This is a genomic window from Campylobacter sp. CNRCH_2015_0814 (assembly GCF_025772765.1).
In the GTDB taxonomy this organism is placed as follows: Bacteria; Campylobacterota; Campylobacteria; order Campylobacterales; family Campylobacteraceae; genus Campylobacter_D.
Window position 1 is genome coordinate 85,456 of record NZ_JAKMSR010000001.1, and the last position, 24,331, is coordinate 109,786.

Sequence of the window (24,331 nt, forward strand, 5' to 3'; positions counted from 1 at the left end):
AAATGACTCAAGAAGAATTAGATGCTTTAATGAATAGCACTGAAGATTTAGATCTTGATTCTGTAGAAGAAACAGAAACAAAGCCTGAAACAGAGTATGAAGATGAGGAAAAAAATAAACAAATTGTTGATGCAATGATTAATGGTGATTATAAAGCAAGAGCAGATATGGCATGGCCACCACCACCACCTAGTAAAGAACATAAAGTTGTGCATCAGCTTGATGATGTTACAAGAGATAGTGAAATCAAAGCTACTGAAATGATGGAAAAGTTAGAAATTATTAATGATTTCTTTGCAAATTCAGAAAATGAGCTTTGTGTAATTAGTGATGCTCTGAATAAAAATATAGAAATTTTTGAAAAGCTAAATGCAAAATTTCCTAATGTTGTAAGCTTTAAAGAAGCTATAGAAACTAACAATAATGCTAAAAATATTATAGATGAGATTACAGGTTGTTTGCAAACTGGACAAGATGAAGTTATGATGGCAATGGATGCTATGCAATACCAAGATATTCACCGTCAAAAAATCGAACGTGTTATTAATGTTATGAGAGCTTTAAGTAGATATATGAGTAGTTTATTTGAAGGTAAAATTGATGATGAAAAACGCGTAGGATCGGCTGTGCATATTGAAGGTGATACAACTACAGATGTTGTAAGCAATGATGATATTGAGGCATTAATCGCAAGTTTAGGCAAAAAATGATTATTCCTGAAATAGTAGCTCCTGCGGGAAATTTTACAAAATTAAAAATAGCGTTAGCTTATGGAGCTGATGCTGTTTATGCGGGAGTGAGTAATTTTTCATTAAGAGCAAGAACTGCTAGGGATTTCAATTATGAAACTTTTAAAGAAGCTATTGATTATACTCACACAAGAGGAAAAAAAATTTATGTAACCATTAATGGTTTTCATTTTAGCTCACAAATTGAGGGTTTAAAAAGGCATATTTTAAAATTAAAAGAAATGAAACCTGATGCTTTTATAGTAGCTTCTGTAGGTGCTATGCGTTTAGTTAAAGAACTTGCACCTGAAATCAATCTTCATGTATCCACTCAAGCTAATATTTTAAACTATTTAGACGCTCAAGTCTATAAAGACATGGGAGCTAAGCGTGTTGTTATAGCAAGGGAACTTGGTTTAAAAGATGCAAAAGATTTGAAAAACAATTGTGATATCGAGCTTGAAAGTTTTGTGCATGGCTCTATGTGCTTTGCATATTCTGGTAGATGTTTAATAAGCTCAGTACAAAGTGGACGCATGAGTAATCGTGGTTCTTGCGCAAATGATTGTAGATTTAATTATGAGCTTTATGCGAAAAATCCAGAGACAAATACACTTTTTAGATTAGAAGAAGATGAAAATGGCACACATGTATTTAATTCTAAAGATTTAAATTTAAGCTCATATATTCAAAAGATCATGCAAGAAAATTGTATTCATGCTTTTAAAATAGAAGGAAGAACAAAAAGTGAGTATTATGTAGCTTTAACTACAAGAACATATAAAATGGCAGTGCAAGATGTATTGGAAGACACTTTTGATGCTGCTAAATATGAAAAAGAAATCCATACTTTAAAACACAGAGGTTTTACGGATGGATATTTAGTCTCAAGAGCCTATGAAAAAACCGATTCTATTAATCACAATACAAGCATAGAAGAAGGAACTCATCAAGTGCATGCTATTAGTGAAGATGGTGAGTTTTTTAAATGTAAAGGCAAGATAGAATTAAACAAAGAATATGAAATTTTAGCTCCGGTTAATTCTAATATAGAATTAGGAGAAAATAAACTAGGTTTAATCTATGAAAATGATGGTAAGAAATTTATAGTTTTTAAGCAATTATTGGCCAAAAATAATAAAGAATTTAGTGAAATTCATAGTGGTAATGAAAATGAAATTACTTTACCGTTTAAGCTTCCAGAATTTAGCTTTTTAAGAAGGAGTGTTGAATGAAATTTGTTTCTATATTGATGGGAAGTAAGAGTGATTATGATGTAGTGAAAGAAGCTTTGGGAATTTTGGAAAAATTTGATGTTAAATATGAAATTTTAATCACTTCAGCACACAGAAGTCCTCAAAGAACCCAAGAATACATCAAAAATGCCGAAGAAAAAGGTGCAAAAGTATTTATTGCAGCAGCAGGTATGGCGGCGCATTTAGCAGGAGCTGTTGCAGCACATACAACAAAACCTGTTTTAGGCATACCTATGCCAGGAAGTAATTTAGCAAGTATGGACTCTTTATTTTCTACTGTGCAAATGCCAAGTGGAATTCCTGTCGCAACTTTGGCTATAGGCAAAGCAGGGGCTATTAATGCAGCTTATTTAGCTGTACAAATTTTAGCTATAGAGGATGAATCTTTAGCGCAAAAATTATTAGAAGATAGAAAAAAACAACAAGAAAAATTAATTCAAGATTCTAGTACAATTGAAGTTTTTCTTTAAGGAGTATTTATGCAAACTTACTTGAAGTTAAAAGAATTTTGTCAATTAGTGCATTTATCTGAAGATGTTGTAAAAGGAATGATGGCAAATGGTGCTTTAAATTTCAAAGAAGAAGAGGGTGAAATTTATATTGAGGCTAATCAAGGAACATTTAGTGTGGTTCCAACAAGCTCAAAGCAACCTGCTATGGTAAATTCTATGACTTTAGCAGGAGAAAGTTTTGTAGAAAAAACCATAGGAACTATTTTAAACTTACACGAAAAAGTTCTTGATGCTAAAGATGAGACCTTAGAAGCTTTAAAGGGTGAGAATAAATTTTTAAAAGATGCTCTTTATTCTATGCAAGAACTTTATGATGAAGATAGAAAAACCATAGAAAATCTTAACGAGCAACTCAAATATGCGCGCAATGAAGTGGAATTTCTAAAAAGAAAATACAAAATGATGTGGAATAAAACAGTAGAGTTATATGCAAATTCACCTGAAAAGCCAGAAGAAATAAAGGAAGAAAAATGACTTTTTCTCAAATGATATTAAACTTACAAGAATTTTGGCAAAAACAAGGTTGTGCTATTATGCAACCTTATGATTTTCCAGCAGGTGCAGGGACATTTCACCCGGCAACTTTTTTAAGAAGTTTAGGTAAAAAACCTTGGGCGGCTGCTTATGTAGCACCAAGTAGAAGACCAACTGATGGAAGATATGGTGAAAATCCTAATAGGTTGGGTGCTTATTATCAATTTCAAGTTTTAATTAAACCAAGTCCTGATAATATCCAAGAATTATATTTAAAAAGTTTAGAAAATTTAGGCTTTGATTTGAAATCACATGATATTCGTTTTGTTGAAGATAATTGGGAAAGTCCAAGTTTAGGTGCTTGGGGTTTGGGCTGGGAAGTTTGGCTTGATGGTATGGAAGTTACACAATTTACTTATTTTCAACAAGTTGGTGGTATAAGCGTAGATTTAGTTAGTGCTGAAATTACTTATGGCTTGGAAAGACTTGCAATGTATTTACAAGATGTAGATAATGTATATGACATAGTTTGGAATGAATTTAACGGCGAAAAAATTACCTATAAAGATGTTCATAAGCAAGGTGAGTTTGAATTTAGTAAATATAATTTTGAAGTAAGTGATGTAAAAACTTTAAATATGCAATTTGAAAATGCTTACAATGAGTGTAAAAATGCATTAGATGCAAAACTTGCTTTACCGGCATATGATTATTGTATGTTAGCAGCACATACTTTTAACTTGCTTGATGCAAGAGGAGCTATTTCAGTAACTCAAAGACAAGATTTTATGCTTAAAATTAGAGAATTATCTAAAAATTGTGCTTTAGTATATAAAGAAAGTTTAGATGAAAATTAAAGAAATTTATGATTATTTAGATACTATTAGTCCATTTAATACGCAAAGTTCATGGGACAATAGTGGTTTATTGCTTGGAAATTTCGATCAAGACATAAATAAGATTTATCTTGCGCTTGATGTAGATATGCATTTAATTGAAAATGCAAGCGAAAATTCACTTTTTATAGTCCATCATCCTTTAATTTTTAAAGGCTTAAAAAACTTAAGCGGAGTGTTGTATCCGCAAAATATTCTTACTAAAATGATACAAAAAAATATAGCCTTAATCGCTATGCATACGAATTTTGATTTAAGTCATTTAAATGCTTATTTTACTAATGAAGTTTTAGGTTTTAAGATCAAAGAACAAAATGAGTTTTTAATCTATTGTGATGTTGATTTTAAATTTAGTGATTTAATCAATCATGTAAAAAAAAGTTTAAAGCTTGATTGTATAAGAGTTGTAAATACAGGTAATGAGAAAATTAAAACTTTAGCAATATGCACAGGCAGTGGGGGAGATTTAATTTCTAGTGTTAAGGCAGATTGCTTTTTAAGCGGAGATTTTAAATATCATCAAGCTTTGGAAAGTTATCATAATAAACTTAGTTTGATTGATATAGGACACTATGAAAGCGAATCTTGTTTTGGTAAAATTTTAGCAAAAGATTTGCAAAAATTTCATTTAGAAGTTATAATATCAGTTTCAAAAAATCCATTTCAATATTTTTAAGGAAAATTTCAATGAGTAAATATTTAGAACAACTTATAGCTTTATCGCAAATTGATAAAGAACTTGATGGTTTTGCAAATAAAGTAGAAGATGCTACAAAAGATTTAAAAGAAAAACGCAATTTACTTGATAAAACAGAAGAAGAAATTGCAGGTTTTGAGAAAGATATTAAAGATATAGAAAATCAAAAAATTCAAAACAACAATCATATTGCAGAATTCGGTGTAAAAATAAAAGAAATAGCCAAAAAAAGTGCAGCGGTAAAAACCGAAAAAGAAGCAAATGCTTTAAAAATTGAAGAGGATATAGCCAAAGAACAACTTGATGCAGCAAATGAAGAAATTGAAAGATTGGATAAAATTTTAGAAAATAAAGAAAAGTTTATACAAGAATTGCAAGCTAAAAGAAGCGAACTTGAAAATGAAGTGGATCAAATCGATGCTCAAACTAAAACTGTTTTAGTGGATATTGAAAAAGAAAGATTACAAATTTATGATAAAAAGGTAAAATTAGTAGGTGAAATAAATCAAAAAGTTTTAACTTTTTATGAAAAAATTAGAAAATGGGCGGGAAATACTGCAGTGGTTCCTGTAAAAAAACATGCTTGTTATGGCTGTTTTATGAGAATTTATGATAAAACTTATTTGGCTGTTTTAAAAGGTGATGAAATCATAACTTGCCCACATTGTGGAAGAATTTTATACAAAGAAAAAGAAGAAAATCAAAATTGATTTTTTTGTATTATATTTTTGCTGTGATTATATATATAATTGCAGCTCCTTTTTTATTGATTTTAAGTTTTTGTAAGGAAAAGTATAAAATATCATTAAAATCAAGATTCTTTCTTTACAAAAATTTAAGGCAAAAACAAGGTGACGTGTATTTTCATGCTTGTTCTTTTGGTGAAATTAAAAGCCTTATTCCTTTAATAAAACTTTTTCCAGCTTGTAAAATTTCAACCATAACTCAAACTGGTTTTAGTGAAGCTTTAAAATATTCTAAAAAAGTAAATTTTTTCCCTTTTGAGATTTTTGTACCTTTTTGGATGAGACCTTGTAAAGTTTTGGTTATTTTTGAAGCAGAGCTTTGGCTTATGCTTGTGTTTATGGCTAAATTTTATAATGCAAAAGTTGTTTTATTAAATGCTAGAATTAGCGATAGATCTTTAAAAAACTATAAGCGTTTTAGCTTTTTTTATCGTTTGATTTTTAAATATATTGATGTTGTATTTGCACAAAGTCAAAAAGACAAAGAAAGATTAGAATGCTTGGGCGCTAAAAATGTTATAGCATATAAAAATATCAAAGCTAATATAAAACAAGAACAAGTGAAAAACTATTCCAAGCCCAAAGCTAGGATTATTATATTTGCTAGTACACATGAAAATGAAGAACGATTATTACTTAATGAAATTAATTTAGAAGAAAACGATAAATTGATTATCGCCCCAAGACATCCAGAGCGTTTTGGCGAGGTTGAGGGAATTTTAAAAGATTTTTGTCAAAAAAACCACTATAATATGCAAAAATTTTCAGACTTTACTTTAAGCGAAAATAATTTTGCAAATTTTTTTAATGCCAAATGTTTATTGCTAGATACTTTAGGTGAGCTAGAAAGTTTTTATAAGATTAGTGATGTGGTTTTTTTATGCGGCTCTTTTGTAGATAATATAGGTGGGCATAATCCTATAGAGGCAGCTAGATGGAATAATGTTATTATCTCAGGGAAATATTTTTTTAATCAAGAAAGTTTATATCAAGAAGTTGATGATTTGTATATTTGTGAGAGTGCAAAAGATATAAATGTTTTTTTAAAGCAAAAATTATCACAAGCACAACTTAAAGAACAAAGTGATTTAAGTGAAGTTATATTAAGTATAAAAGAAGGTTTAGATGCAAGAAAAAGCTTATAAATTGCTTGCAATGCAAGAAAAAATTTCTAATAATGCAGCAAAAGATTTGATTGACAAAGGCTGTGTTTTTGCTATGGGCAAAAAGGTTGTTATAGCTAGAGCTTTGATGAGTTCTAAAACAAGATTTGTTGTGCAAAAAATAAAAAAAGCAAAAATACTTTTTGAAGATGATAAAATCATAGCTTTAAATAAGCCTTATGGAGAGATTAGCGAGAATTTAGAAAGTGTTTATAATGCTAAATTAATCAATAGACTTGATAAGGAAACAAGTGGAGTTTTACTTTTAAGCAAAGATGAGGAATTTAGACTAAAATGTATTCAAGAATACAAAAAACAAAATGTTTATAAAAGTTATTTGGCTATTGTTGATGGGGTGATTGCTGAAGAGCTTGAAATTTGTGAAAAAATAACTACTATAAAAAATAAATCTGGAGCCTTTAGCAAAATCGATAAATTTGGCTTAGAAGCTCATAGTCAGGTTATACCTTTAATGGTAAATGCTAAAAAAACCTTAATAAAAGCAGTCATTAAAACAGGTAGAACACATCAAATTAGAGTGCATTTAAATCATATAAAACATGGTATTATAGGTGATGAAAAATATGCAAAAATTAGCTCTTCTAGAATGTATTTACATTCATATGAAACACATATTTTTGATTATCAATTTAAAGCCTTACTTGATGAGAGCTTCAATGCTTATGGTTTTGAAATAAAAAATTTAAATTTTTAAAGGCGTTTAAAGCTAAAAGGGTTTATAATTTAGCTTTTTAAAATTTTAATAAAGGGAAAATAAAGTGTTTGAAATAGTTAGTGAGTCATTTAAATCCGCAGTTAATAAACTTCGTTTTGTTGATGATGAAAAAGCTTTAAAAAATGCTCTTGACACTTTAAAAAAAGCCCTTTTAAAAGCAGATGTACATCATAAAGTTACTAAAGAATTACTTACTTTAGTAGAAAATGATGTAAAAATTAATGGTATAGGTCAAAAACAATTTCTAGACTCAATTAAGAAAAATTTAGAAGAAATTCTTAGTGTTAAAGGTAAAAATCAAGGTTTTGTATTTGCTAGTAAGCCGCCTACGGTTGTTTTGATGTGTGGTTTACAAGGTGGTGGTAAAACTACTACTACGGTAAAAATTGCTAATTATTTAAAGTTAAGAAATAAAAAAGTACTAATTGCTGCATGTGATTTGCAAAGATTAGCTGCGGTAGAACAGCTAAGACAACTCACTCAAGCTAATGAGCTTGATTTATTTTTCATAGAAAATGAAAGCAATCCTTTAAATGTTGCTAAACAAGCTTTGGAAAAAGCAAAAAATTCTATGTATGATGTTTTGCTTGTAGATACTGCCGGCCGTTTAGCAATTGATACGGCTTTGATGAATGAGCTTAAAGATGTAAAAGCTATTTTAAATCCTGATGAAGTATTTTATGTAGCTGATGCTATGAGTGGTCAAGATGGAGTTAAAACAGCAAGTAGTTTTAATGAGGCTTTAGAAATTACAGGGGTTATTTTAAGTAAATTTGATGCAGATACTAAAGGTGGTGTTGCGCTAGGCATAGCAAAACAAATTGGTGTACCTTTAAGATTTATTGGTGTTGGTGAGAAAGTAGCTGATTTAGAAGTATTTATCCCTGATAGAATTGTTAATCGTATCATGGGCGAGGGTGATTTAGCGACTTTGGCTGAAAAAACCGCAGCTATTATAGATGAAAAAGAAGCAAAAAAACTTAATAAAAAAATCAAAAAAGGTGAATTTAATTTTAATGACTTTTTAAATCAAATGGAAAGCGTTAAAAAACTTGGTAGTATGAAATCAATCATTGGCATGATACCTGGTTTATCATCTATGGCAGCAAATATTAAAGATATTGATTTGGACAATTCTAAAGAAATTATTCATATTAAGGCAATGATTTCATCAATGACACCAAAAGAAAGAGAAAATCCTGATTTGTTAAATAACGCAAGAAAGCGTCGTATTGCAGAGGGTGCTGGTTTATCTCAAATGGAAGTAAATCGCTTTTTAAAACAATTTAGTAATGCAGCTAAGTTGGCAAAGAAATTTTCAAACAAAAAAGGAATGGAAAACTTTATGAATATGTTGCAGCAAGCTAAAAGACCGCAATAATTAAAGCTTTTTTATGGATATATGAGTTAAAATATCTATAACAAAATTTTAATTTTTTTAGGAGTATTAAAATGACAGTAATCAGACTTACAAAAATGGGACGTAAAAAAAGACCATTTTATCGTATAGTTGTAACTGATAGTAGAAAAAGACGCGATGGTAGCTGGATAGAAAGCATTGGATATTACAATCCTATGGTTGAACCTGAAGTGGTAAAATTTGATGCTGAGCGTTTAGCTTATTGGAAAAGCGTAGGTGCTAAATTAAGCGATAGAGTAGCAGCTATTACAAGCAAATAAAAATGGTTGAAAATTTTTTAAGAGAATACGCAAAATTAATTGTTGATTTTCCTGAAAAAGTTGATATACAAAGACAAAATTTAGAAAATAATTTTGCTGAAATTATCATTTATGTCGATCCATCTGATACTGGTAAGTTGATCGGAAAAAATGGAAAATTAATCAACGCAATAAAAACAGTCATTATGGCTTATAAAGTTAAAGATGCAACTTCATATCGTATAACGGTAAAAGCCATTGAAGAATGATTTAGTCCAAGTTGCTAAACTTGGGAAAAGTGTTGGTTTAAAAGGTTATGTAAAACTACATAATCTTAGTGATTTTTATGAGCAGTTTAAAATAGGTGCTAAATTTTTTGATATTAATCAAAAAATTTACACCATAAAGGCTTTTGATAAAACTAGATCTTTAGTTTTATTTGAAGGCTTTCAGAGTGTTGAGACTGCTAAAACCTTAACTAATATTACTCTTTTTCAAACTATTGAAGCCACAAAAGAAACTTGTAAATTAAAAAAAGATGAATATTTTTATTTTGATATAATTGGATGTGATATTATTGAAAATGAGCAAAAATTAGGTGTAGTTGAAGACATTTTAGAAAATGGAGCAGGATTTTTATTTTGTATAAAATGTGATGAAAAACTACAGACAAAGGTTAAAAACTTTTATATTCCTTATGTTGATAAATATATTCAAAAAGTTGATGTAGAAAATAAAAAAATATTCACGCAATCTGCTTTAGATATTTTAGAAAATTCATGAAATATACTTTTGTAAGTTTATTCCCAGAGCTTATTGAACCTTATTTTCAAACTTCTATTTTAGCAAGGGCAAAAGAAAAGGGAATATTAGAATTTGCTTTTGTTAATCCTAGAAAATTTACCACAAACAGGCACTTTAAAGTAGATGATTATAAAATAGGAGGAGGTGCAGGGCTTTTGTTGCAAGCTCAGCCTTTGTATGATTGCTTAAGACATATTAAAAAGCAAGATAAAAATGTTCATTTTGTTTTTCTTTTGCCTTGCGCTAAGACTTTTAAACAAGCTGATGCTAAAAGATTAAGTAAGAAAGATCATATTTGTTTTGTAAGTAGTAGATATGAGGGTTTGGATGAGCGCATTGTGGAAGAATTTGCTAATGAGGTATTTTCTATAGGTGATTTTATACTTACAGGTGGAGAGTTAGCGTCTTTGGTGATGTGTGATGCTATTAGCAGAAATATTCAAGATGTTCTTGGAAATAGCGAAAGCTTAAGTGAAGAAAGTTTTGAAAATGACTTATTGGAAGCCCCATCATTTTCTAAGCCATTTGTTTTTGAAAAGGAAAATAAAAAATTTTATGTGCCTTCAGAGTTTTTAAAGGGAAATCACGCTAAAATCACAGCTTTAAAAACTACTTTGGCGTCTTGCAAAACGAAATATTTTCGTCCTGATTTGTATCAAAAGCATGAACGCAAATTTTAAGGAATATCGTTATGAAAAATAAATACATTGAGCAATTTGAGCAAAAACAAATTGAAGGTAAAAATGTTCCAGAATTTCGTGCTGGAGATACTTTAAGACTTGCTATTCGCATTAAAGAAGGCGATAAAACAAGAATTCAAAATTTTGAAGGTATTTGTATAGCACGTAGAGGAAATGGTGTAGATGAAACTTTCATCGTACGTAAAATCGGTGCTAACAATGTAGGCGTTGAAAGAATTTTTCCTATTTATAGTGAAAGTTTAGAAAGTATTACAGTATTAAGAAGAGGTCGTGTACGCCGTGCTAGATTATTCTACCTAAGAGATAGAAGAGGTAAGGCTGCTCGTATTAAAGAACTTAAAAAATAAAAGTGAAATTTAGAACTCAAATATATGAAGTAATTTCCTGGGAACAAGAAATTCAAAACAGCATAAATATATCTAAGAAAATAGAAAATGCTTATGCTAAAGAAATCTGCATAACTATGTCAAAAGATAGCTTTATGAAAGATCATAAAGCGCCTTTTGATATTACCATACAAGTATTAAAAGGCTCCATTGATTTTGGAGTTTTAAACCAAAAAATTCTACTTAAAACACTGGATAGTGTAAGTTTAAAAGCTCATGAAATCCATAATCTTTTAGCGTTAGAAGATTCTATAGTGCGCTTAACTTTATATAAGCAAGATAGTCTTGAACGCATTAAAAGTGTTTTAAAATCTTAATTTAAGCCTCATTTTGTATAATTTTAGCTTACTAAAATTAGGAAGTTAAGCTATGAAATGGACTAAAGATTCTTGGAAAAATTATAAAATTCAGCAACAACCACAATATCCTGATGAAAATGAATTACAAGAAGTTGTTAAAAAATTAGAAAAATTACCACCGCTTGTTTTTGCAGGCGAGGTGGATAAATTAAAAAAATCCCTTGCTAAGGTTGTAAATTCTCAAGCATTTTTACTCCAAGGAGGAGATTGTGCGGAGAGTTTTGTAAATTTTGGCGCTGATAATATAAGAGATATGTTCAAAGTTATGCTTCAAATGGCTATAGTGCTTACTTTTGCAGGATCTTGTCCCATCGTTAAAGTAGGGCGCGTTGCAGGACAATTTGCAAAGCCAAGAAGTAGTGATTTTGAAGAAATTGAAGGAGTAAAGCTTCCAAGTTATCGCGGGGATATTATTAATGGTTTTGAATTTAATGAAAAATCAAGAATAGCTGATCCTAAAAGAATGCTAGAAGCATATTATCAAAGTGCTACAACTTTAAATTTATTAAGAGCTTTTTCAAGAGGTGGTTTAGCGGATTTAAGAGTAGTGCATAAGTGGAATTTGGGTTTTTTAAAAAAGGCAGAACTTGGGAGAAAATATGATGAACTTAGCGAAAAAATCACTCAAGCTTTAGCTTTTATGCAAGCTTGTGGTATCACCGATACTCCAAATCTTTCTCAAACAGCCTTTTATACTTCTCATGAAGCCTTGCTTTTGCCTTATGAAGAAGCTTTAACTAGGGTAGATAGTTTAAGCGGGGAAATTTATGATTGTTCAGCGCATATGCTTTGGATAGGTGAGCGTACTAGAAAGGCAGATGAAGCACATGTGCATTTTTTAAGTGGGGTGAAAAATCCACTTGGTGTTAAACTTAGTGCTAATTATGGTTTAGATGAGATTAAAAAGCTAGTAAGTATTTTAAATCCGCATAATGAAGCAGGAAGATTAAATTTCATCATCCGTATGGGATGTGATAAGATAGAAAATGCCTTGCCAAAATTATTTAAAGAGTTAAAACAAGAAGGATTTAATATACTTTATAGCATAGATCCTATGCATGCAAACACAGTTAAATCAGGTAATTTTAAAACAAGAGAATTTGATAAAATCATCCAAGAAGTGCGTGCATTTTTTGAAATAGCTATGAGTGAGGGAGTATATCCTGGTGGGGTGCATTTGGAAATGACAGGGCAAAATGTAACAGAATGTGTGGGAGGCTCTTTAAATATCACTCAAGAAGAACTTTCTAAACGTTATGAAACACAATGTGATCCAAGATTAAATGCTGATCAAGCATTAGAATTAGCATTTATCATAGCAGACTTAGTTAAAAAGGCAAGAAAATGTTAAAATTTTATGGTATTAAAAATTGTAATAGTGTGAAAAAAGCTATGGATTATTTAAATTCTAAGCAAATTGAATTTGAATTTTTAGACATTAAAAAGCTAGATGAAGAAACTTTAGATTTTTGGCTTAGTAAAAGAAATGTTTTGGAGTTTGTAAATACAGCGGGTATGAGTGCTAGAAAATTAGGCTTAAATAAAGAAAAACTTCAAAATTTAAGCCAAGATGAAATTAAAGCAATGATTTTAGAAAACCCAACACTCATAAAACGCCCATTAATTGTAAAAGATGATGAAGTTTTTATAGCTAAAGAATATGAGAGTTTTTAATTAAATTTTCTCTCTTTGGTAGATTTTTTTAATTTTCACATCTAAATTATGAGCAAATTTGAATAAAGCTGGCACTACTAAAAGTGTAAGTAAGGTTGAACTAATAAGACCAAATATAATAGCAATGGCCATAGGAGAATTTCCTTCAAAACCAGAACCCCTTGAAAGTGCTAGTGGAAGCATGGAGAAAATCATCGCAAAAGTTGTCATTAAAATGGCTCTTAAACGACTTTTTCCTGCATAAATTAGTGCTTTTTCTACTTCCATACCTTCATCGCATTTTTTATTAGCTACATCTACTAATAATATAGCATTTTTTCCTACCATTCCAAAAAGCAAAATAATAGCCACAAGCACGAATAAAGAAAAGTGATTTCCTGTGATAAAAATTCCAAAACAAGCTCCACCAAAAGCCAAAGGCATGCTTATCATGATGATTAAAGGAAGTATTAAACTTGAATATAAAGAAGCAAGGATTAAATAAATCAAAATCATTCCCAAAGATATAGAAAACAAAAATCCACTAATGGTATCATCTAAAAAGTCCAAAAAACCAGAATAAGCAAAAGATAGGTTATTTTTTCCTAAAATATAAGCTAAATTGGACTCAAAAATTTTTCTTACTTCACCCAAAGAAATGTTTTCTATGCTTGAAGTGAGTTTTATACTAGTAGTTTTATTGTGTCTGTTAATTAAAGAAAGATCTTTTTTATAAGAAAAGCTAGCAATACTAGCAAGTTTTATACTTTCATTGTTATGATTTTTAAGTTCTATTAGCTCTAAACTAGTTGGATTTTGCTTAAAAGCTTCATCAAAGCTAAGGATAATTTCATCTTTAAAATTTTTATAATCCATATTTCCAACGCTTAAATTTCCAAAGGAATAAGCCAAGACATAAGCAAGTTCTTGAGGGTTAATACCAAGTTTGGCAGCTTTTTCTCTATTGATATTAATAGCAATTTCTTCTTTTAAATCCCCTTCATTATCATCTATAGCAACAAAGCCTTCGTGTTTTGAAAACACTTCTTTCATTCTATTAATAGCTTCTTTTATTAGCTTTAAATCATCACCTAAAATTTGAATTTGAACTGGATCTTCAATGCCTGCTCCTTCTATTTTAGGGAGTTCTAAAACTTTTATCTTTAAGTCTTCATAGGAGTTTAATTTTTCTTGAAAAAGGCTAATAAGCTTAGGTTGTCTGAATTTTCTTTCATTTAAAGGTTTTAATTTTACATAAATTTTTGCTTTTTTAATTTCTTTTGCGTCATTATATCCTATAAGTAAATATGCATAAGCAACACTTGGATCTTGCTTTATATTTTCATATACTTTTAAACTTTTTTCTTTCATAGCTTCTAAGGATAAGTCGTTTTTGCTTTCTAATAAAACTTGTATTTCACTATCTTCTTCTATAGGTAGAAAATCTAAACCTATTTTAGGAGCTAAAGAAAAACATAAAATAATTACAACAAGCGTTGATAGGATAAATTTAATTTTATTAGCTAAAACTTTATAAAGTAGCTTTTCATAAAATAAGTCAAGTTTTATAAATAAAAATTCACTTTTTTTATAAAATGTGCTTTCGCTAGTATTTAAAAATCTAGCACTTAAGGTAGGTATTAAAAATACACTTACAAGATAGCTTATAATAACACCAGAAGCAACGCTAGTAGCTAATACATTAAAAAATAAACCAGGAACTGAATTCATATAAGCAATAGGTATAAACACACACAATAAAACCGCACTAATGCTTAAAACGCTAAAGCCTATTTCTTTGATTCCTTCAAATGAAGCTTGTAAAGGAGGGAGTGTTTTTGCTTTTTTGGCTATACTTTCAATGATGACTATAGCATCATCTATAAAAATTCCTATACTTAAAGTAAGAGCTATGATGGTTAAGCGATTAATATCATAACCTAAAAGATTAATGAGAAAAAAACTAGAAATAATTGAAGTTGGTAAAACAATAAAAGCTAAAATAGTCGCACTGATATTTCTTAAAAATACATACACTATTAAAAGTGTCAAAATCACGCCAAAAACCATATCAAAAATAACCTGATTGATATGTTTTAAGATGTTTTGGCTTTTATCATAAACTATTTTAATTTCTACCTCATTGCCTGCTATTGTTTGTAATGTTTTTAAAGAATTTTTGATATTTTCTATAACTTTTAAGGAGTTATAACCAGAAATTTTATTAAGCTCAAGCAATACCCCATCTTTTGTATCAAGCATTGCAAACTGCTTTTGATCTTCTAAGCCATAGCTAATATTTGCTATGTCTTTTAAAAATATTCCACTAAAAATGCGTATATTTTCTAACTCTTTTAAATTTTGTGCTTCAAAATATCCTTTGATGGTGAAATTATCTTTTGAATTTTCAAACTCACCTAGATATTGTTTAAAATTATGACTTTGGATGATTTTAGCTACATCAAGTGCATTAATGTGGTATTTTTGCAAGGCATTAGGCAGGAGTTTGATTTGAACTTGTGGTTTTAAAAAGGCTATATCATTGATCGTTCCAACTCCTGAAATTTTTTGTAAAAATGGTTTTATATCATTGTCAATCTTACGCATAAGTTTTAAATGATCTTTGGAGCTTAAAAATAATGATACAACAGATCCTGCATCAGGGGATATTTTTTCTAAGGTTGGCTTTGCTGGAAGATTAATAGTATTAAGTTTATCTCTAATATCATTTGCAGCTACTTCTAAGTTTTTGCCTAATTCAAATTCAACAACAGAAATAGAAAAATTATTATAACTTGTAGAATTGATATTTTTTATCCCTTGTACATCTGAAATTACATTTTCTATTTCTTTGGTTATTTTAGATTCTATGAATTTTAAATCTCCATTGGCGGTTGTGGTAATTTTAATCAAAGGAATATCTACTTTTGGATAAAGATTAATGGGCATACTAAAAATAGAAAAAGTACCAAAAATCACCAAAGCGATAAAAAACATCAAAACAGCAATAGGATTATTAATAGCAAAACGATACAAGATTAATCCTTGGTGATGATTTTTCCTTCTCCAAAAGAACCTGGAGTAAAGTTTAAGGCCTCAACTTCTGCATAAATTTTTCGTGTTTTTATGTCTATACTTGGATAAATAAGTGTGATTTTGCCTTGATATTCTTTTTCATTTGAGTCTATTTTATAAATAAAAATATCATTGATTTTTATCTTATCTTTAAATTTCTCATCAAAACTTAAAAGCAATTTTACTTTTGGATAAGAAAAAAAATCAAATAAAACATGAGAAATTCCCCTAGCTCCATCACCTATGTCGATATATTTGTTAGAAATAATCCCATCATAAGGTGCTTTTAGAGTTTTTTTATCGATTAAGTCTTTATAGTGTTGTATATTTAAAAAGGCTTTTTGTTGCAAGCTTTGTGCTTTTTGAAACTCAAATAAAACATTTTCATAACTTTGCTTATCTATAACTTCTTGTACCTTTTTAAATTTTTCTAAAGAACTTTTAGCATGTTCTAGTGCAAGAGTGGCAAGTTTGTATTCATTTTGTGCTAATTTTAAGGCTATTTGTTCGCTAGAATCTTCAAGTTTAAGTAAAACTTGATCTTTTTTTACCTTATCATTAACATTCACATAAATTGCCTTAACTATACCAGCACTTTGCAAGGATAATTTTGATTGATTTTGTGCAAGCACATCAAAACTAGCATAAATTTCTTCAGCTTTTAAAGTGAGTAGAGAAAATAAAATTAAAAATACTAATTTCATTCTAAAACCTTTGTTTTTATATCAATTCCAGCTGTAAAATAATACCTTGCTTTCGTGATTTCATATTCATTTTTAGCTAGTTCAAGCTGACTTTGACTTTTGTATTTTAATTCTAATGCATTTAGGTATTCTACATATGAGCAAAGTCCTGCGGTGTATTTTTTCTCAATGGCCTCAAAAGCTAAATTAGCTGCTTTGAAACTTGCATTTAATGCTTTTATTTTAACTTTAGAAATTTCAATTTCTTGTAAAAGATTATCTAGTTCTATATTTACTTTTCTTTTAGTTTTTTCAAGCTCTAATTGAGTGATTTTACTTGTATATTTTTGAGCTTCTAAGGCTTTTTGATTAGCACCAAAATCAAAAATTTTCCACTCAAAAGCTAAAATAAAACGATTGCTTTGTCCATGTTCTTTTAGAAAGCTTTCGCTTGTTGATTTTAGCTCATGCGGTAATTTAGGATTGTAGTTCATATCATAAAAACTAAAACTATTTTGTAAAAATATTTTTGGAAACAACTCAGCTCTAGCAGAGTCTATTTTTAAATTTTCTAAATTTAATTTTTCTTGCATAAGGGCTATTTCATAGCTTTTGTTTTTTTCTACACTTGGTTCTTGTAAAATATTTTGAAAAGAAGGCGTAAAATGCGTTTTACTAAGATTATAAATTTCATTTTTTAATTCATATAGTTTTAATTCATTTTGAGCCAATTCATAAGAGCTTAACTCAAATTTTGCTCTTATGCTCTCAAGCTCACTTTGGCTAGCAAGTCCAGCTTGGTAAAAATTTTCTAAGCGCTTGAGTTGATTTTGCAGAGTGATTTCTTTTTGTTTATCACTTGCTATAATACTTTCTAAACTAAGATAATTAAAATACAAAACACTAGCACTAAGCGCCATATAATTTGCCATGTTTTCTTTTTCAAGATGAGCAAGTTGTTTTAGACTTTGCATGCTAGCGATTTTTGCTTCTCTATTACCCCCATCAAAAAGTAAAAATTTAAGCGAAAGAGTACTCATTAGACTTTCTTGGGGTTCTATGATAAAGCGATCTTTGTTTGAGCCAAGATAAGAAACACCTAAATGTAAACTTGGTAAATAAGCATTTTGCACACTTTCTTGTTCTAAAATACTTTTTGAAAATTGAAGTTGCTTTTGTAAGTAATTTTCATTGTTTAAACTTAAATCTATAAATTCTTTAAGATTATTAGCTAGCAAAAATAAAGGCAAGAAAAGTAAATATAAAATTTTCATTTTTAAACTTTTTGTTTTATTATAGAAAATATAACTTAAAGTAATTATAAAGCAAGAAAATTTTTAAGTAGCTTTTTACCATTTTGACTTAGTATGGCTTCTGGGTGAAATTGGATTCCATAAATGTCGTATTTTTTATGTTTTAAAGCCATGATGACATTATCTTCACTTTGGGCTAAAATTTCACATTTTTTACCTATATGGCTAACATAAAGAGAGTGATATAAACAAATTTTAAAATTTTGATTAAGATTTTTAAAAAGTGGGTTTGGTTTAAATTTTATAGTTTTTACTTTACCATGAGTTGGATTTGGAAGTTTAGAAATTTTACCACCAAAAATATGTGCTATACATTGGTGTCCTAGACAAATTCCAAGAATTTTTTTATCTTTTTTAAAATATTTTATAGCTTTTAAGCTTAGCTTTGATTCTTTTGGAGAATTTGGTCCAGGGGAGATTAAAAGATGAGTAAAATCATATTTTTTAAGCTTTTTTGGGTTTTTAAATTTATCGTTTTTGATGATTTTATAAGTAATATTTAATTCTTTTAAATAAAAGGCTATAGTGTAGGTAAAAGAGTCATAATTATCTATAATCAAAACTCTCACAAAAACACCCTTTTTAAGCCTCTTAAAGAATTAATAGCATAAATTTCTTTAGCATTTAAAAGCGCATCTTTAGTGATATCTTTTTCTTTGATGAGCTTGTGTTTTAAGAGTGCTTGTCTATAAATGCCATTGAGGCAGTTTTTGGCATAAGGAGTAAAATACTCATCATTTAAATTTATGATAATATTAGTTCTTGAACCCTCACAAAGTATGCCTTGCTTATTAAAAAAAACTATGTCATAGCAAATATTTTCTTTCCATAGATGAGAATTTGCTTCATATAAACTACGCAGAGAAGTTTTATGGTGTGTTAAAAGATTTACTTTTACGATATCTTTACTTATGAGTAGTTTTTTGCTTGAATTTTCTTGTATATTGCTAAAATCAAACTCATAAAGGCCATTTTTGAAAAGTTTTAATTTAATAGCTTTTGAGCCTTTTTGAGTAAAATTACTTTTTGTAAAAAAATGATGATGATTGAAAACAAAATTATTAAAATTTTGTAAAGATTTAAAATGAGATTTTTTATCTTTACTCTCTAGTATATTTTTAAAATCATGTATTAATCTTTGAGTATCAAAGCCAAAAAATTTAGCTGAGTTTAAAATTCTTTGTAAATGTTCTTTGAAAAATAAAATAGAATGATTTTTATAATACATTGTTTCAAACAAGTAAAAGTTAGGTTCTAAAATTTTGCTTTTTAGTTTTAATTCTTCAAATTCATCTTGTTTTTGTGAGTCCCATACAAGCCCACTTCCCACACCATATCTTAAAAAATCATCATTATTTTTTTTCTCTAAAGTGCGTATGGCTACGCTAAATTTTGCTTTGTTTTTATAGATTAAACCTATAGCTCCACAATAAACCCCGCGTTTTCTTTTCTCTAAATTTTCTATGAGTTTAATGGTTTCTATTTTGGGTGCGCCTGTGATAGATCCACATGGAAAAAGGGCTTTGAAAATTTTAAAATAATCATTTTTTTGCTTTAATTTTCCGCTTATTTTTGAAATGAGTTGGTGTAAGGTAGGATAGGTTTTAACCTTAAAAAGTTCGCATTTTAAAGAATGTTTTTTGATGAGTTTTGAAATATCATTGCGTAATAAATCAACTATCATTACATTTTCGCTAATGGTTTTTTCGTCACATTTTAAAAAGTTTTTTAGATTTTCATCTTCTTTTGGATTATTTGAGCGTTTGATTGTGCCTTTCATGGGTTTTGTGATAATTTTTTTATTTTTGATTTTAAAAAAAAGCTCAGGTGAAAATGAAGCTAGCTCTAAAAATTCATTTTTCATATAAGCTTTATAAGGGGTATTTTGCTTAGGATAAAGGCTTAAAAAACTCTCATACACATTAAGATTTGATTGTAAATGTAATTCTTGGGTAAAATTAACTTGATAACTTTGACCTTTAGCTATAGCATCTTTAACTTTGTCAAAGTTTTCAAAATACTTTTCTTGGTTTAAATTATATGAAAAGCTTGGATAAAAGTCTAATTTTTTTTCTTCACTTGTAAAGATTTTTTTTGATTTAAAAGCAAAAAAATATAAAAAAGGCTCTTTGCTTTTATAATTTTTATCTTCTAGATATTTATAAAATTCATATTGAATATAACCTAAAAAATAATATTGATTTTTATATTTTTCTATAGCTTTAAAAGCTTTTTTACTTTCTTTTTGAGTATAGGCTTTAAGGGTAAAGGCAAGATCATTATAAAGATATTTTCCAAAGATAGCAAATGCCATTGATATCCTTAGCTTAGAAAATATACCCAAATAGGTAAAGAAATAAAGGCAAAAACTATACCAAAAGCTACAGAACTAACCGCTAAATTCGTATCAAGTTTTGCTTTCATAATCATAGCTGCAACCATTGTCATAGTAGGCATAGCTGATTCAAGTAAAGCGATGATAGAGCTAGGATTTAATTTGAAATTTAAAAGCTTTAAAAGCACTAAAAAGATTAAAGGTGTGAGTATCATTTTGCCAAAAATGACTATTATAGTTGCTTTATAGGAAGTTTTTATACTTAAAAAGCCTAAATTTAAACCTATGGCAAAAAGCGCTATAGGTGTGGCACTAGCTCCAAGCATACGCAAAGGTTCAAAGATAAAATCAGGAAGTGTAGCAAACTTAAAACAAAGTCCTAAAATCAAAGCAACAAAAGGTGGAAAAGTAAAAACTTTTTTAAGATTTTGTAAAAAGCTTACCTTTTGCTCACTAGCTAAAGATATGATAAAGGGAGCAAGCAGTGCCACTGGCAAAGAAGTAGCAAGAGCATCATAAAGGATAATCTCTCCCAAAAAATGAGGATCTTGATAAATTCCACTAATGATAGGTATACCTACAAATAAAGTATTTCCAAAGCTAGAAAGTAAAAAAATACTTACAAGGGTGCTTTTGCTAAATTTAAAACAAAGAGCTAAAAATACACAACATAATGCTGAAACAATAGCACAACCCAACCCAAGCAATATAATAACAATCAAAGAAAAATCAAAATTTAAATGATAAGCACGCTCAAAAATCAAGCAAGGCAAGGCAAAAATAATAGCAAAATCTAAAAAAGCACGCGCTTGTTTTTGTTTTAAAATTTTGATTTTTTTAGCAAAATATCCACCAAAAAGCAAACAAAATATACTAAATAAGGAAGAAAAAATATACATTTTATTCTGCTAAGTTAAAAAGCTTTTGACTAAATTTTGTATGAGTAAATTCCATCCATCTACAAGCACAAATATCAAAAGTTTAAAAGGCATAGAAATCATAACAGGAGGTAGCATCATCATACCCATAGCCATTAATACCGAGCTTACCACCATATCAATAACCAAAAATGGCAAGAAAAGTAAAAAGCCTATTTCAAAAGCAGTTTTAAGCTCGCTTATCATAAAGGCTGGCACTAAAACTGTTAAAGGCACATCATCTATGGTTTTTGGATTTTCTAAATTTCTAATCCTATAAAAAAGCGCTAAGTCTTTTTCCCTAGTGTTTTTTAGCATAAAATCTTTAAAAGGCTTAACGCTTTTAGCAAAAGCTTCTTCATAACCTATTTGTTCAGCGATATAGGGCTTTATACCTTCATTGTATGATTTTGTAGCCACAGGCTCCATAATGAAAAAAGTTAAAATCAAAGCTAAGGTAACCAAGATAGTATTTGGTGGCATAGTTTGAGTGCCAAGAGCTGTTCTTAAAAAAGAAAACACTACAACAAGTCTTAAAAACGAAGTCATTACAAAAACAATGGTAGGCGCAAGAGCTAGTATGGTTAAAACTATGACTATATTTAGGGTTGTTACGAGTTGTTGTGGGTTATTTGGAGCACTAAGACTTAAATTTACAGTTGGTATGGTTGCTTCAGCGCCTAAAAGAGCCAAGCTTGATAAAAATAAAGCTAGTAAAACCCTCAAAATATTTCCTTGGTTAAAATTAAAAGCGTTATTTTAGCAATTTTACTCTTAAAAATGCAATTTATATGATTGAATTAACAGTTTATTTTTAAAATGCTAGAGTTTTTGCTCTAGCATTTAAGGAGTTTCTCGAAAGATTTTTAGAATTTATATTTAAAACCTACTTGACCACTTACATAAGTTTCATTTTTACCATCTGTTTTTCCAGCTAGTATTTGTTTAGCTCCAACACCTGCATTTAAGCTAAATTGTTCGTTAATATCTACATTACCACCTATAATGATTTGTCCATAGGTTTTTTTCTTGTCATTTCCTTTGATGATAAAATTTGAACTTGAACCAACAAATCCAGCTACATAATCATCTCCATTATTCATTACATATTGTTCTATTTTTGGAGTGATAAATAAATATGATGTTTCGCTCATGTATTTTCTAAGTTCAGCACCAAGTTCTAAACTAATAGAATTATTTGTCATACTTTGAACTTCTTTTGCAAACATACCACTTTCTTTATAACTTGGGGTGTGTGCGTAGTAGTAATTTATACCAGCAAAAGGCTTGATGAATAATGATGATGAATTTGGATTAAAAATTCTACCAGCATTAGCGCTTAAACCAAAAAATTTACTATCAAAATCAGCATTACTAGAATCACTTAACATCGCTATGCTTTGATCTGTTGGAGAAATTTGTCCATAAGCTTTTAGATTAATTTCCCATTGATCATTTGGATTAATCAAAGAATAAATACCAAATTGGTAGTTATCTGATTTTTGTTCCATAACTCCATCTTTGATAGTTGAATCAGCATAAGTAAAGTAAAAACCAAGCAAAGCATTATCATTGATTTTTCTATCAGTACCTAGTGTAAATCCATATAAAGCACCACTATCTCCATCTATGATATTTGCACCACCAAAAACATTACCCCAAAAGCTATTATTAAATGAAGAATTTCCATAATAATTATAAACATCACTTGCTAGTGCTGCTATATGGGTTGTAGCAAATTTTTCCACCAAAGCTTTATCTTGATAAGGATTTGAAAGTTTTGCTATTCTTGTTCCAATGGCTAGGTCATTTGCTACACCTATCGATGAATTAACAGAAGAATTTTGAGCATTATTTACTATAGCTTTTGCACTTGCTTTTGTATTTGTTGTAAGTGTGTTTAGGTTTTTTCCTGTGGTATCTAGAGTGAGTGCTGCAACAGCATCATTACTAAGTTTAGAATCTAAAATACTATTTAGCATATTTACAGCTAAATTTTTATTTTCTAAGCTAATATCTTTCATATTTTCAACCAAATCACCACCATCAAATTTTCCACCATTAGCTTGTATATCCTGGATCTGCTGTTCTAATTTTTTAATTTGTTCTTGTAGTTCTTTTTCTGCTTGTGCTATGGCTTCAAGCATAGCATCATCGCCAATATATCCTGGTTTTTGATAAGTTCCAAATCCAGAATTTTCTAAATTTTCATTTCTTTTGATATCTTCTTTTATATTATTAAAGCTATCTAAAGCTTCTTTTCTAATATCAATTTCAGATTCTAATATCATTGCTAAATTTCTTACATTACCATTAGCACCACCGTTGATTAAAAGACTTTTGCCATCATTAGAAACACTAAGTTTATAATCTGTAAATTGAGCTAAATCAGTATCTTCAAAAAATACATTTTTTGGAAGTAAATTACTTGTTTCAAGCATGCTTGTTATATCTTTAGTGTATAGTGCTGTTACTATGTTTTTGTCAATATCTTGGTTGAAATTACCTGTAGTTTTTATAGCTACATAGTTGTTTATACCTAAATTTGAAACACTATTTGTGCTTATGCCTATAGCTGAGTCTTTTATATTTACATCTCCATCTACAGAGATTAAACCACCTTTTTTATTTGCATCATATATACCAACAAAAGAATTATTTACATTTAAATTTCCTTGTATGCTCATATAGCCATCTTTTTCGCCATATCCACTCCATACATCTAAACTAGGTCTATCAAGTTCTTCGTTGTTTATATTATCATTTGTTATAGGTGAGCTTCCATTAAGTGTAAGATTTCCTTTTATATTAAAAGCCTTATTTGCTTTTAAAGAAGTTTGATCTTTATTTAAAATAATTTCTTTTGCTTCTAAATTAACGCTATATAAATCATATCGTGCTTCATTAGTTGGAGTTTCGCCTAGATCTACCCAATCTGAATCGGATCCTATGGTTAAAATACCACTTGTTTTGATATTAATTTCTTTTATTGTTTTTCCAGCCCCATTTATACCTTCTTGGATAGGATATAGTTGGAGTATATTCGGACTTATTTTTAATTCTATATTTTCTTTAGAATCTAAACTCCAAATTCCATCTTTATAGTTAAAAAAATCAGATAAATTTCCAGAATTTACCTCTTGGGCTAAAGCAGTGCTACTTAATAAAGCACTAATACTAACTCCCATTAAAACTTTACTTGTGTGATAAGAAAGTTTCATTTGATTACTCCTTAATA

At 29.1% G+C, this 24,331-nt stretch carries 26 protein-coding genes; 18 read left to right on the forward strand and 8 right to left on the reverse strand.

Going from position 1 to position 24,331, the window contains the following annotated elements; all coding sequences use genetic code 11:
- The first annotated feature begins 2 nt into the window (after positions 1 to 2).
- The 18 genes from L8X24_RS00430 to L8X24_RS00515 all read left to right on the forward strand — a co-directional run bounded on the left by L8X24_RS00430 (position 3) and on the right by L8X24_RS00515 (position 12,791).
- Positions 3 to 710, forward strand: coding sequence for a protein phosphatase CheZ (locus L8X24_RS00430; RefSeq protein ID WP_240379224.1), 708 nt, complete (start codon positions 3 to 5; stop codon positions 708 to 710).
- Positions 707 to 1,963, forward strand: coding sequence for a peptidase U32 family protein (locus L8X24_RS00435; RefSeq protein ID WP_257396754.1), 1,257 nt, complete (start codon positions 707 to 709; stop codon positions 1,961 to 1,963). Before L8X24_RS00430 ends, L8X24_RS00435 begins: the two co-directional genes overlap by 4 nt.
- Positions 1,960 to 2,454, forward strand: a complete 495-nt coding sequence (gene purE, locus L8X24_RS00440; protein WP_263663130.1) for a 5-(carboxyamino)imidazole ribonucleotide mutase — start codon at positions 1,960 to 1,962, stop codon at positions 2,452 to 2,454. Before L8X24_RS00435 ends, purE begins: the two co-directional genes overlap by 4 nt.
- 9 nt (positions 2,455 to 2,463) lie before the next feature.
- Positions 2,464 to 2,970: a DUF3972 domain-containing protein gene (locus L8X24_RS00445; RefSeq protein ID WP_039668539.1), complete on the forward strand. Its 507-nt coding sequence runs from the start codon at positions 2,464 to 2,466 to the stop codon at positions 2,968 to 2,970.
- Positions 2,967 to 3,827 (forward strand): glycine--tRNA ligase subunit alpha, encoded by an 861-nt coding sequence (glyQ, locus tag L8X24_RS00450; protein WP_263663131.1) that lies wholly within the window; start codon positions 2,967 to 2,969, stop codon positions 3,825 to 3,827. Before L8X24_RS00445 ends, glyQ begins: the two co-directional genes overlap by 4 nt.
- Positions 3,817 to 4,542: a Nif3-like dinuclear metal center hexameric protein gene (locus tag L8X24_RS00455; RefSeq protein ID WP_263663132.1), complete on the forward strand. Its 726-nt coding sequence runs from the start codon at positions 3,817 to 3,819 to the stop codon at positions 4,540 to 4,542. The genes glyQ and L8X24_RS00455 overlap by 11 nt, the downstream gene beginning before the upstream one ends.
- 11 nt (positions 4,543 to 4,553) lie before the next feature.
- Positions 4,554 to 5,273, forward strand: coding sequence for a zinc ribbon domain-containing protein (locus tag L8X24_RS00460; RefSeq protein ID WP_149062431.1), 720 nt, complete (start codon positions 4,554 to 4,556; stop codon positions 5,271 to 5,273).
- A complete protein-coding gene (waaA, locus tag L8X24_RS00465) occupies positions 5,270 to 6,454 on the forward strand; it encodes a lipid IV(A) 3-deoxy-D-manno-octulosonic acid transferase (protein ID WP_263663133.1) in 1,185 nt (394 codons plus the stop codon). Before L8X24_RS00460 ends, waaA begins: the two co-directional genes overlap by 4 nt.
- Positions 6,435 to 7,187: a pseudouridine synthase family protein gene (locus L8X24_RS00470; RefSeq protein ID WP_263663134.1), complete on the forward strand. Its 753-nt coding sequence runs from the start codon at positions 6,435 to 6,437 to the stop codon at positions 7,185 to 7,187. The genes waaA and L8X24_RS00470 overlap by 20 nt, the downstream gene beginning before the upstream one ends.
- Before the next feature lie 64 nt (positions 7,188 to 7,251).
- Complete coding sequence (gene ffh / locus L8X24_RS00475) at positions 7,252 to 8,589, forward strand: signal recognition particle protein (RefSeq protein ID WP_263663135.1); 1,338 nt, start codon at positions 7,252 to 7,254, stop codon at positions 8,587 to 8,589.
- 71 nt (positions 8,590 to 8,660) lie between these two features.
- Positions 8,661 to 8,888 carry a 30S ribosomal protein S16 gene (gene rpsP, locus L8X24_RS00480; RefSeq protein WP_012661702.1) on the forward strand — a complete coding sequence of 76 codons (228 nt, stop codon included), beginning with the start codon at positions 8,661 to 8,663 and terminating at the stop codon, positions 8,886 to 8,888.
- 2 nt (positions 8,889 to 8,890) lie between these two features.
- Entirely contained in the window at positions 8,891 to 9,136 is a 246-nt protein-coding gene (locus L8X24_RS00485; RefSeq protein WP_012661701.1) for a KH domain-containing protein, read from the forward strand.
- A complete protein-coding gene (gene rimM, locus L8X24_RS00490) occupies positions 9,126 to 9,650 on the forward strand; it encodes a ribosome maturation factor RimM (protein ID WP_263663136.1) in 525 nt (174 codons plus the stop codon). The genes L8X24_RS00485 and rimM overlap by 11 nt, the downstream gene beginning before the upstream one ends.
- Positions 9,647 to 10,351: a tRNA (guanosine(37)-N1)-methyltransferase TrmD gene (gene trmD, locus L8X24_RS00495; RefSeq protein WP_263663137.1), complete on the forward strand. Its 705-nt coding sequence runs from the start codon at positions 9,647 to 9,649 to the stop codon at positions 10,349 to 10,351. Before rimM ends, trmD begins: the two co-directional genes overlap by 4 nt.
- Before the next feature lie 11 nt (positions 10,352 to 10,362).
- Positions 10,363 to 10,719 (forward strand): 50S ribosomal protein L19, encoded by a 357-nt coding sequence (gene rplS / locus L8X24_RS00500; protein ID WP_012661698.1) that lies wholly within the window; start codon positions 10,363 to 10,365, stop codon positions 10,717 to 10,719.
- Positions 10,720 to 10,721: 2 nt separating this feature from the next.
- Positions 10,722 to 11,075 carry a cupin domain-containing protein gene (locus L8X24_RS00505; protein ID WP_263663138.1) on the forward strand — a complete coding sequence of 118 codons (354 nt, stop codon included), beginning with the start codon at positions 10,722 to 10,724 and terminating at the stop codon, positions 11,073 to 11,075.
- 52 nt (positions 11,076 to 11,127) lie between these two features.
- Complete coding sequence (locus L8X24_RS00510) at positions 11,128 to 12,468, forward strand: class II 3-deoxy-7-phosphoheptulonate synthase (RefSeq protein ID WP_263663139.1); 1,341 nt, start codon at positions 11,128 to 11,130, stop codon at positions 12,466 to 12,468.
- The gene (locus tag L8X24_RS00515) at positions 12,462 to 12,791 is read left to right on the forward strand and encodes a Spx/MgsR family RNA polymerase-binding regulatory protein (protein WP_263663140.1); all 330 of its coding nucleotides are present in this window, start codon (positions 12,462 to 12,464) and stop codon (positions 12,789 to 12,791) included. The genes L8X24_RS00510 and L8X24_RS00515 overlap by 7 nt, the downstream gene beginning before the upstream one ends.
- Here L8X24_RS00515 and L8X24_RS00520 read toward each other — a convergent pair whose 3' ends face one another.
- The 8 genes from L8X24_RS00520 to L8X24_RS00555 form a co-directional block, all read right to left on the reverse strand.
- Positions 12,792 to 15,806 (reverse strand): efflux RND transporter permease subunit, encoded by a 3,015-nt coding sequence (locus tag L8X24_RS00520; protein WP_263663141.1) that lies wholly within the window; start codon positions 15,804 to 15,806, stop codon positions 12,792 to 12,794.
- Positions 15,807 to 15,808: 2 nt separating this feature from the next.
- Positions 15,809 to 16,549 carry an efflux RND transporter periplasmic adaptor subunit gene (locus L8X24_RS00525; protein WP_263663142.1) on the reverse strand — a complete coding sequence of 247 codons (741 nt, stop codon included), beginning with the start codon at positions 16,547 to 16,549 and terminating at the stop codon, positions 15,809 to 15,811.
- Positions 16,546 to 17,802, reverse strand: coding sequence for a TolC family protein (locus L8X24_RS00530; protein WP_263663143.1), 1,257 nt, complete (start codon positions 17,800 to 17,802; stop codon positions 16,546 to 16,548). The genes L8X24_RS00525 and L8X24_RS00530 overlap by 4 nt, the downstream gene beginning before the upstream one ends.
- Positions 17,803 to 17,846: 44 nt before the next feature.
- Complete coding sequence (locus L8X24_RS00535) at positions 17,847 to 18,410, reverse strand: anthranilate synthase component II (RefSeq protein WP_263663144.1); 564 nt, start codon at positions 18,408 to 18,410, stop codon at positions 17,847 to 17,849.
- Entirely contained in the window at positions 18,407 to 20,155 is a 1,749-nt protein-coding gene (locus L8X24_RS00540; RefSeq protein ID WP_263663145.1) for a bifunctional chorismate-binding protein/class IV aminotransferase, read from the reverse strand. Before L8X24_RS00540 ends, L8X24_RS00535 begins: the two co-directional genes overlap by 4 nt.
- 8 nt (positions 20,156 to 20,163) lie before the next feature.
- Positions 20,164 to 21,075 carry an AEC family transporter gene (locus tag L8X24_RS00545; protein WP_263663146.1) on the reverse strand — a complete coding sequence of 304 codons (912 nt, stop codon included), beginning with the start codon at positions 21,073 to 21,075 and terminating at the stop codon, positions 20,164 to 20,166.
- Positions 21,076 to 21,084: 9 nt separating this feature from the next.
- A complete protein-coding gene (gene fliP / locus L8X24_RS00550) occupies positions 21,085 to 21,819 on the reverse strand; it encodes a flagellar type III secretion system pore protein FliP (RefSeq protein WP_263663147.1) in 735 nt (244 codons plus the stop codon).
- 140 nt (positions 21,820 to 21,959) lie between these two features.
- A complete protein-coding gene (locus L8X24_RS00555; protein ID WP_263663148.1) occupies positions 21,960 to 24,314 on the reverse strand; it encodes an autotransporter outer membrane beta-barrel domain-containing protein in 2,355 nt (784 codons plus the stop codon).
- Between the last annotated feature and the right edge of the window lie 17 nt (positions 24,315 to 24,331).

What these genes read in the sequence shown, in the direction of transcription:
- L8X24_RS00430 (WP_240379224.1), top strand. Translation starts at nt 3, where the DNA reads ATGACTCAAGAAGAATTAGATGCTTTAATGAATAGCACTGAAGATTTA.
- L8X24_RS00435 (WP_257396754.1), top strand. Translation starts at nt 707, where the DNA reads ATGATTATTCCTGAAATAGTAGCTCCTGCGGGAAATTTTACAAAATTA.
- purE (WP_263663130.1), top strand. Translation starts at nt 1,960, where the DNA reads ATGAAATTTGTTTCTATATTGATGGGAAGTAAGAGTGATTATGATGTA.
- L8X24_RS00445 (WP_039668539.1), top strand. Translation starts at nt 2,464, where the DNA reads ATGCAAACTTACTTGAAGTTAAAAGAATTTTGTCAATTAGTGCATTTA.
- glyQ (WP_263663131.1), top strand. Translation starts at nt 2,967, where the DNA reads ATGACTTTTTCTCAAATGATATTAAACTTACAAGAATTTTGGCAAAAA.
- L8X24_RS00455 (WP_263663132.1), top strand. Translation starts at nt 3,817, where the DNA reads ATGAAAATTAAAGAAATTTATGATTATTTAGATACTATTAGTCCATTT.
- L8X24_RS00460 (WP_149062431.1), top strand. Translation starts at nt 4,554, where the DNA reads ATGAGTAAATATTTAGAACAACTTATAGCTTTATCGCAAATTGATAAA.
- L8X24_RS00470 (WP_263663134.1), top strand. Translation starts at nt 6,435, where the DNA reads ATGCAAGAAAAAGCTTATAAATTGCTTGCAATGCAAGAAAAAATTTCT.
- rpsP (WP_012661702.1), top strand. Translation starts at nt 8,661, where the DNA reads ATGACAGTAATCAGACTTACAAAAATGGGACGTAAAAAAAGACCATTT.
- L8X24_RS00485 (WP_012661701.1), top strand. Translation starts at nt 8,891, where the DNA reads ATGGTTGAAAATTTTTTAAGAGAATACGCAAAATTAATTGTTGATTTT.
- trmD (WP_263663137.1), top strand. Translation starts at nt 9,647, where the DNA reads ATGAAATATACTTTTGTAAGTTTATTCCCAGAGCTTATTGAACCTTAT.
- rplS (WP_012661698.1), top strand. Translation starts at nt 10,363, where the DNA reads ATGAAAAATAAATACATTGAGCAATTTGAGCAAAAACAAATTGAAGGT.
- L8X24_RS00510 (WP_263663139.1), top strand. Translation starts at nt 11,128, where the DNA reads ATGAAATGGACTAAAGATTCTTGGAAAAATTATAAAATTCAGCAACAA.
- L8X24_RS00515 (WP_263663140.1), top strand. Translation starts at nt 12,462, where the DNA reads ATGTTAAAATTTTATGGTATTAAAAATTGTAATAGTGTGAAAAAAGCT.
- L8X24_RS00525 (WP_263663142.1), bottom strand. Translation starts at nt 16,549, where the DNA reads ATGAAATTAGTATTTTTAATTTTATTTTCTCTACTCACTTTAAAAGCT.
- L8X24_RS00530 (WP_263663143.1), bottom strand. Translation starts at nt 17,802, where the DNA reads ATGAAAATTTTATATTTACTTTTCTTGCCTTTATTTTTGCTAGCTAAT.
- L8X24_RS00540 (WP_263663145.1), bottom strand. Translation starts at nt 20,155, where the DNA reads ATGGCATTTGCTATCTTTGGAAAATATCTTTATAATGATCTTGCCTTT.
- L8X24_RS00545 (WP_263663146.1), bottom strand. Translation starts at nt 21,075, where the DNA reads ATGTATATTTTTTCTTCCTTATTTAGTATATTTTGTTTGCTTTTTGGT.
- L8X24_RS00555 (WP_263663148.1), bottom strand. Translation starts at nt 24,314, where the DNA reads ATGAAACTTTCTTATCACACAAGTAAAGTTTTAATGGGAGTTAGTATT.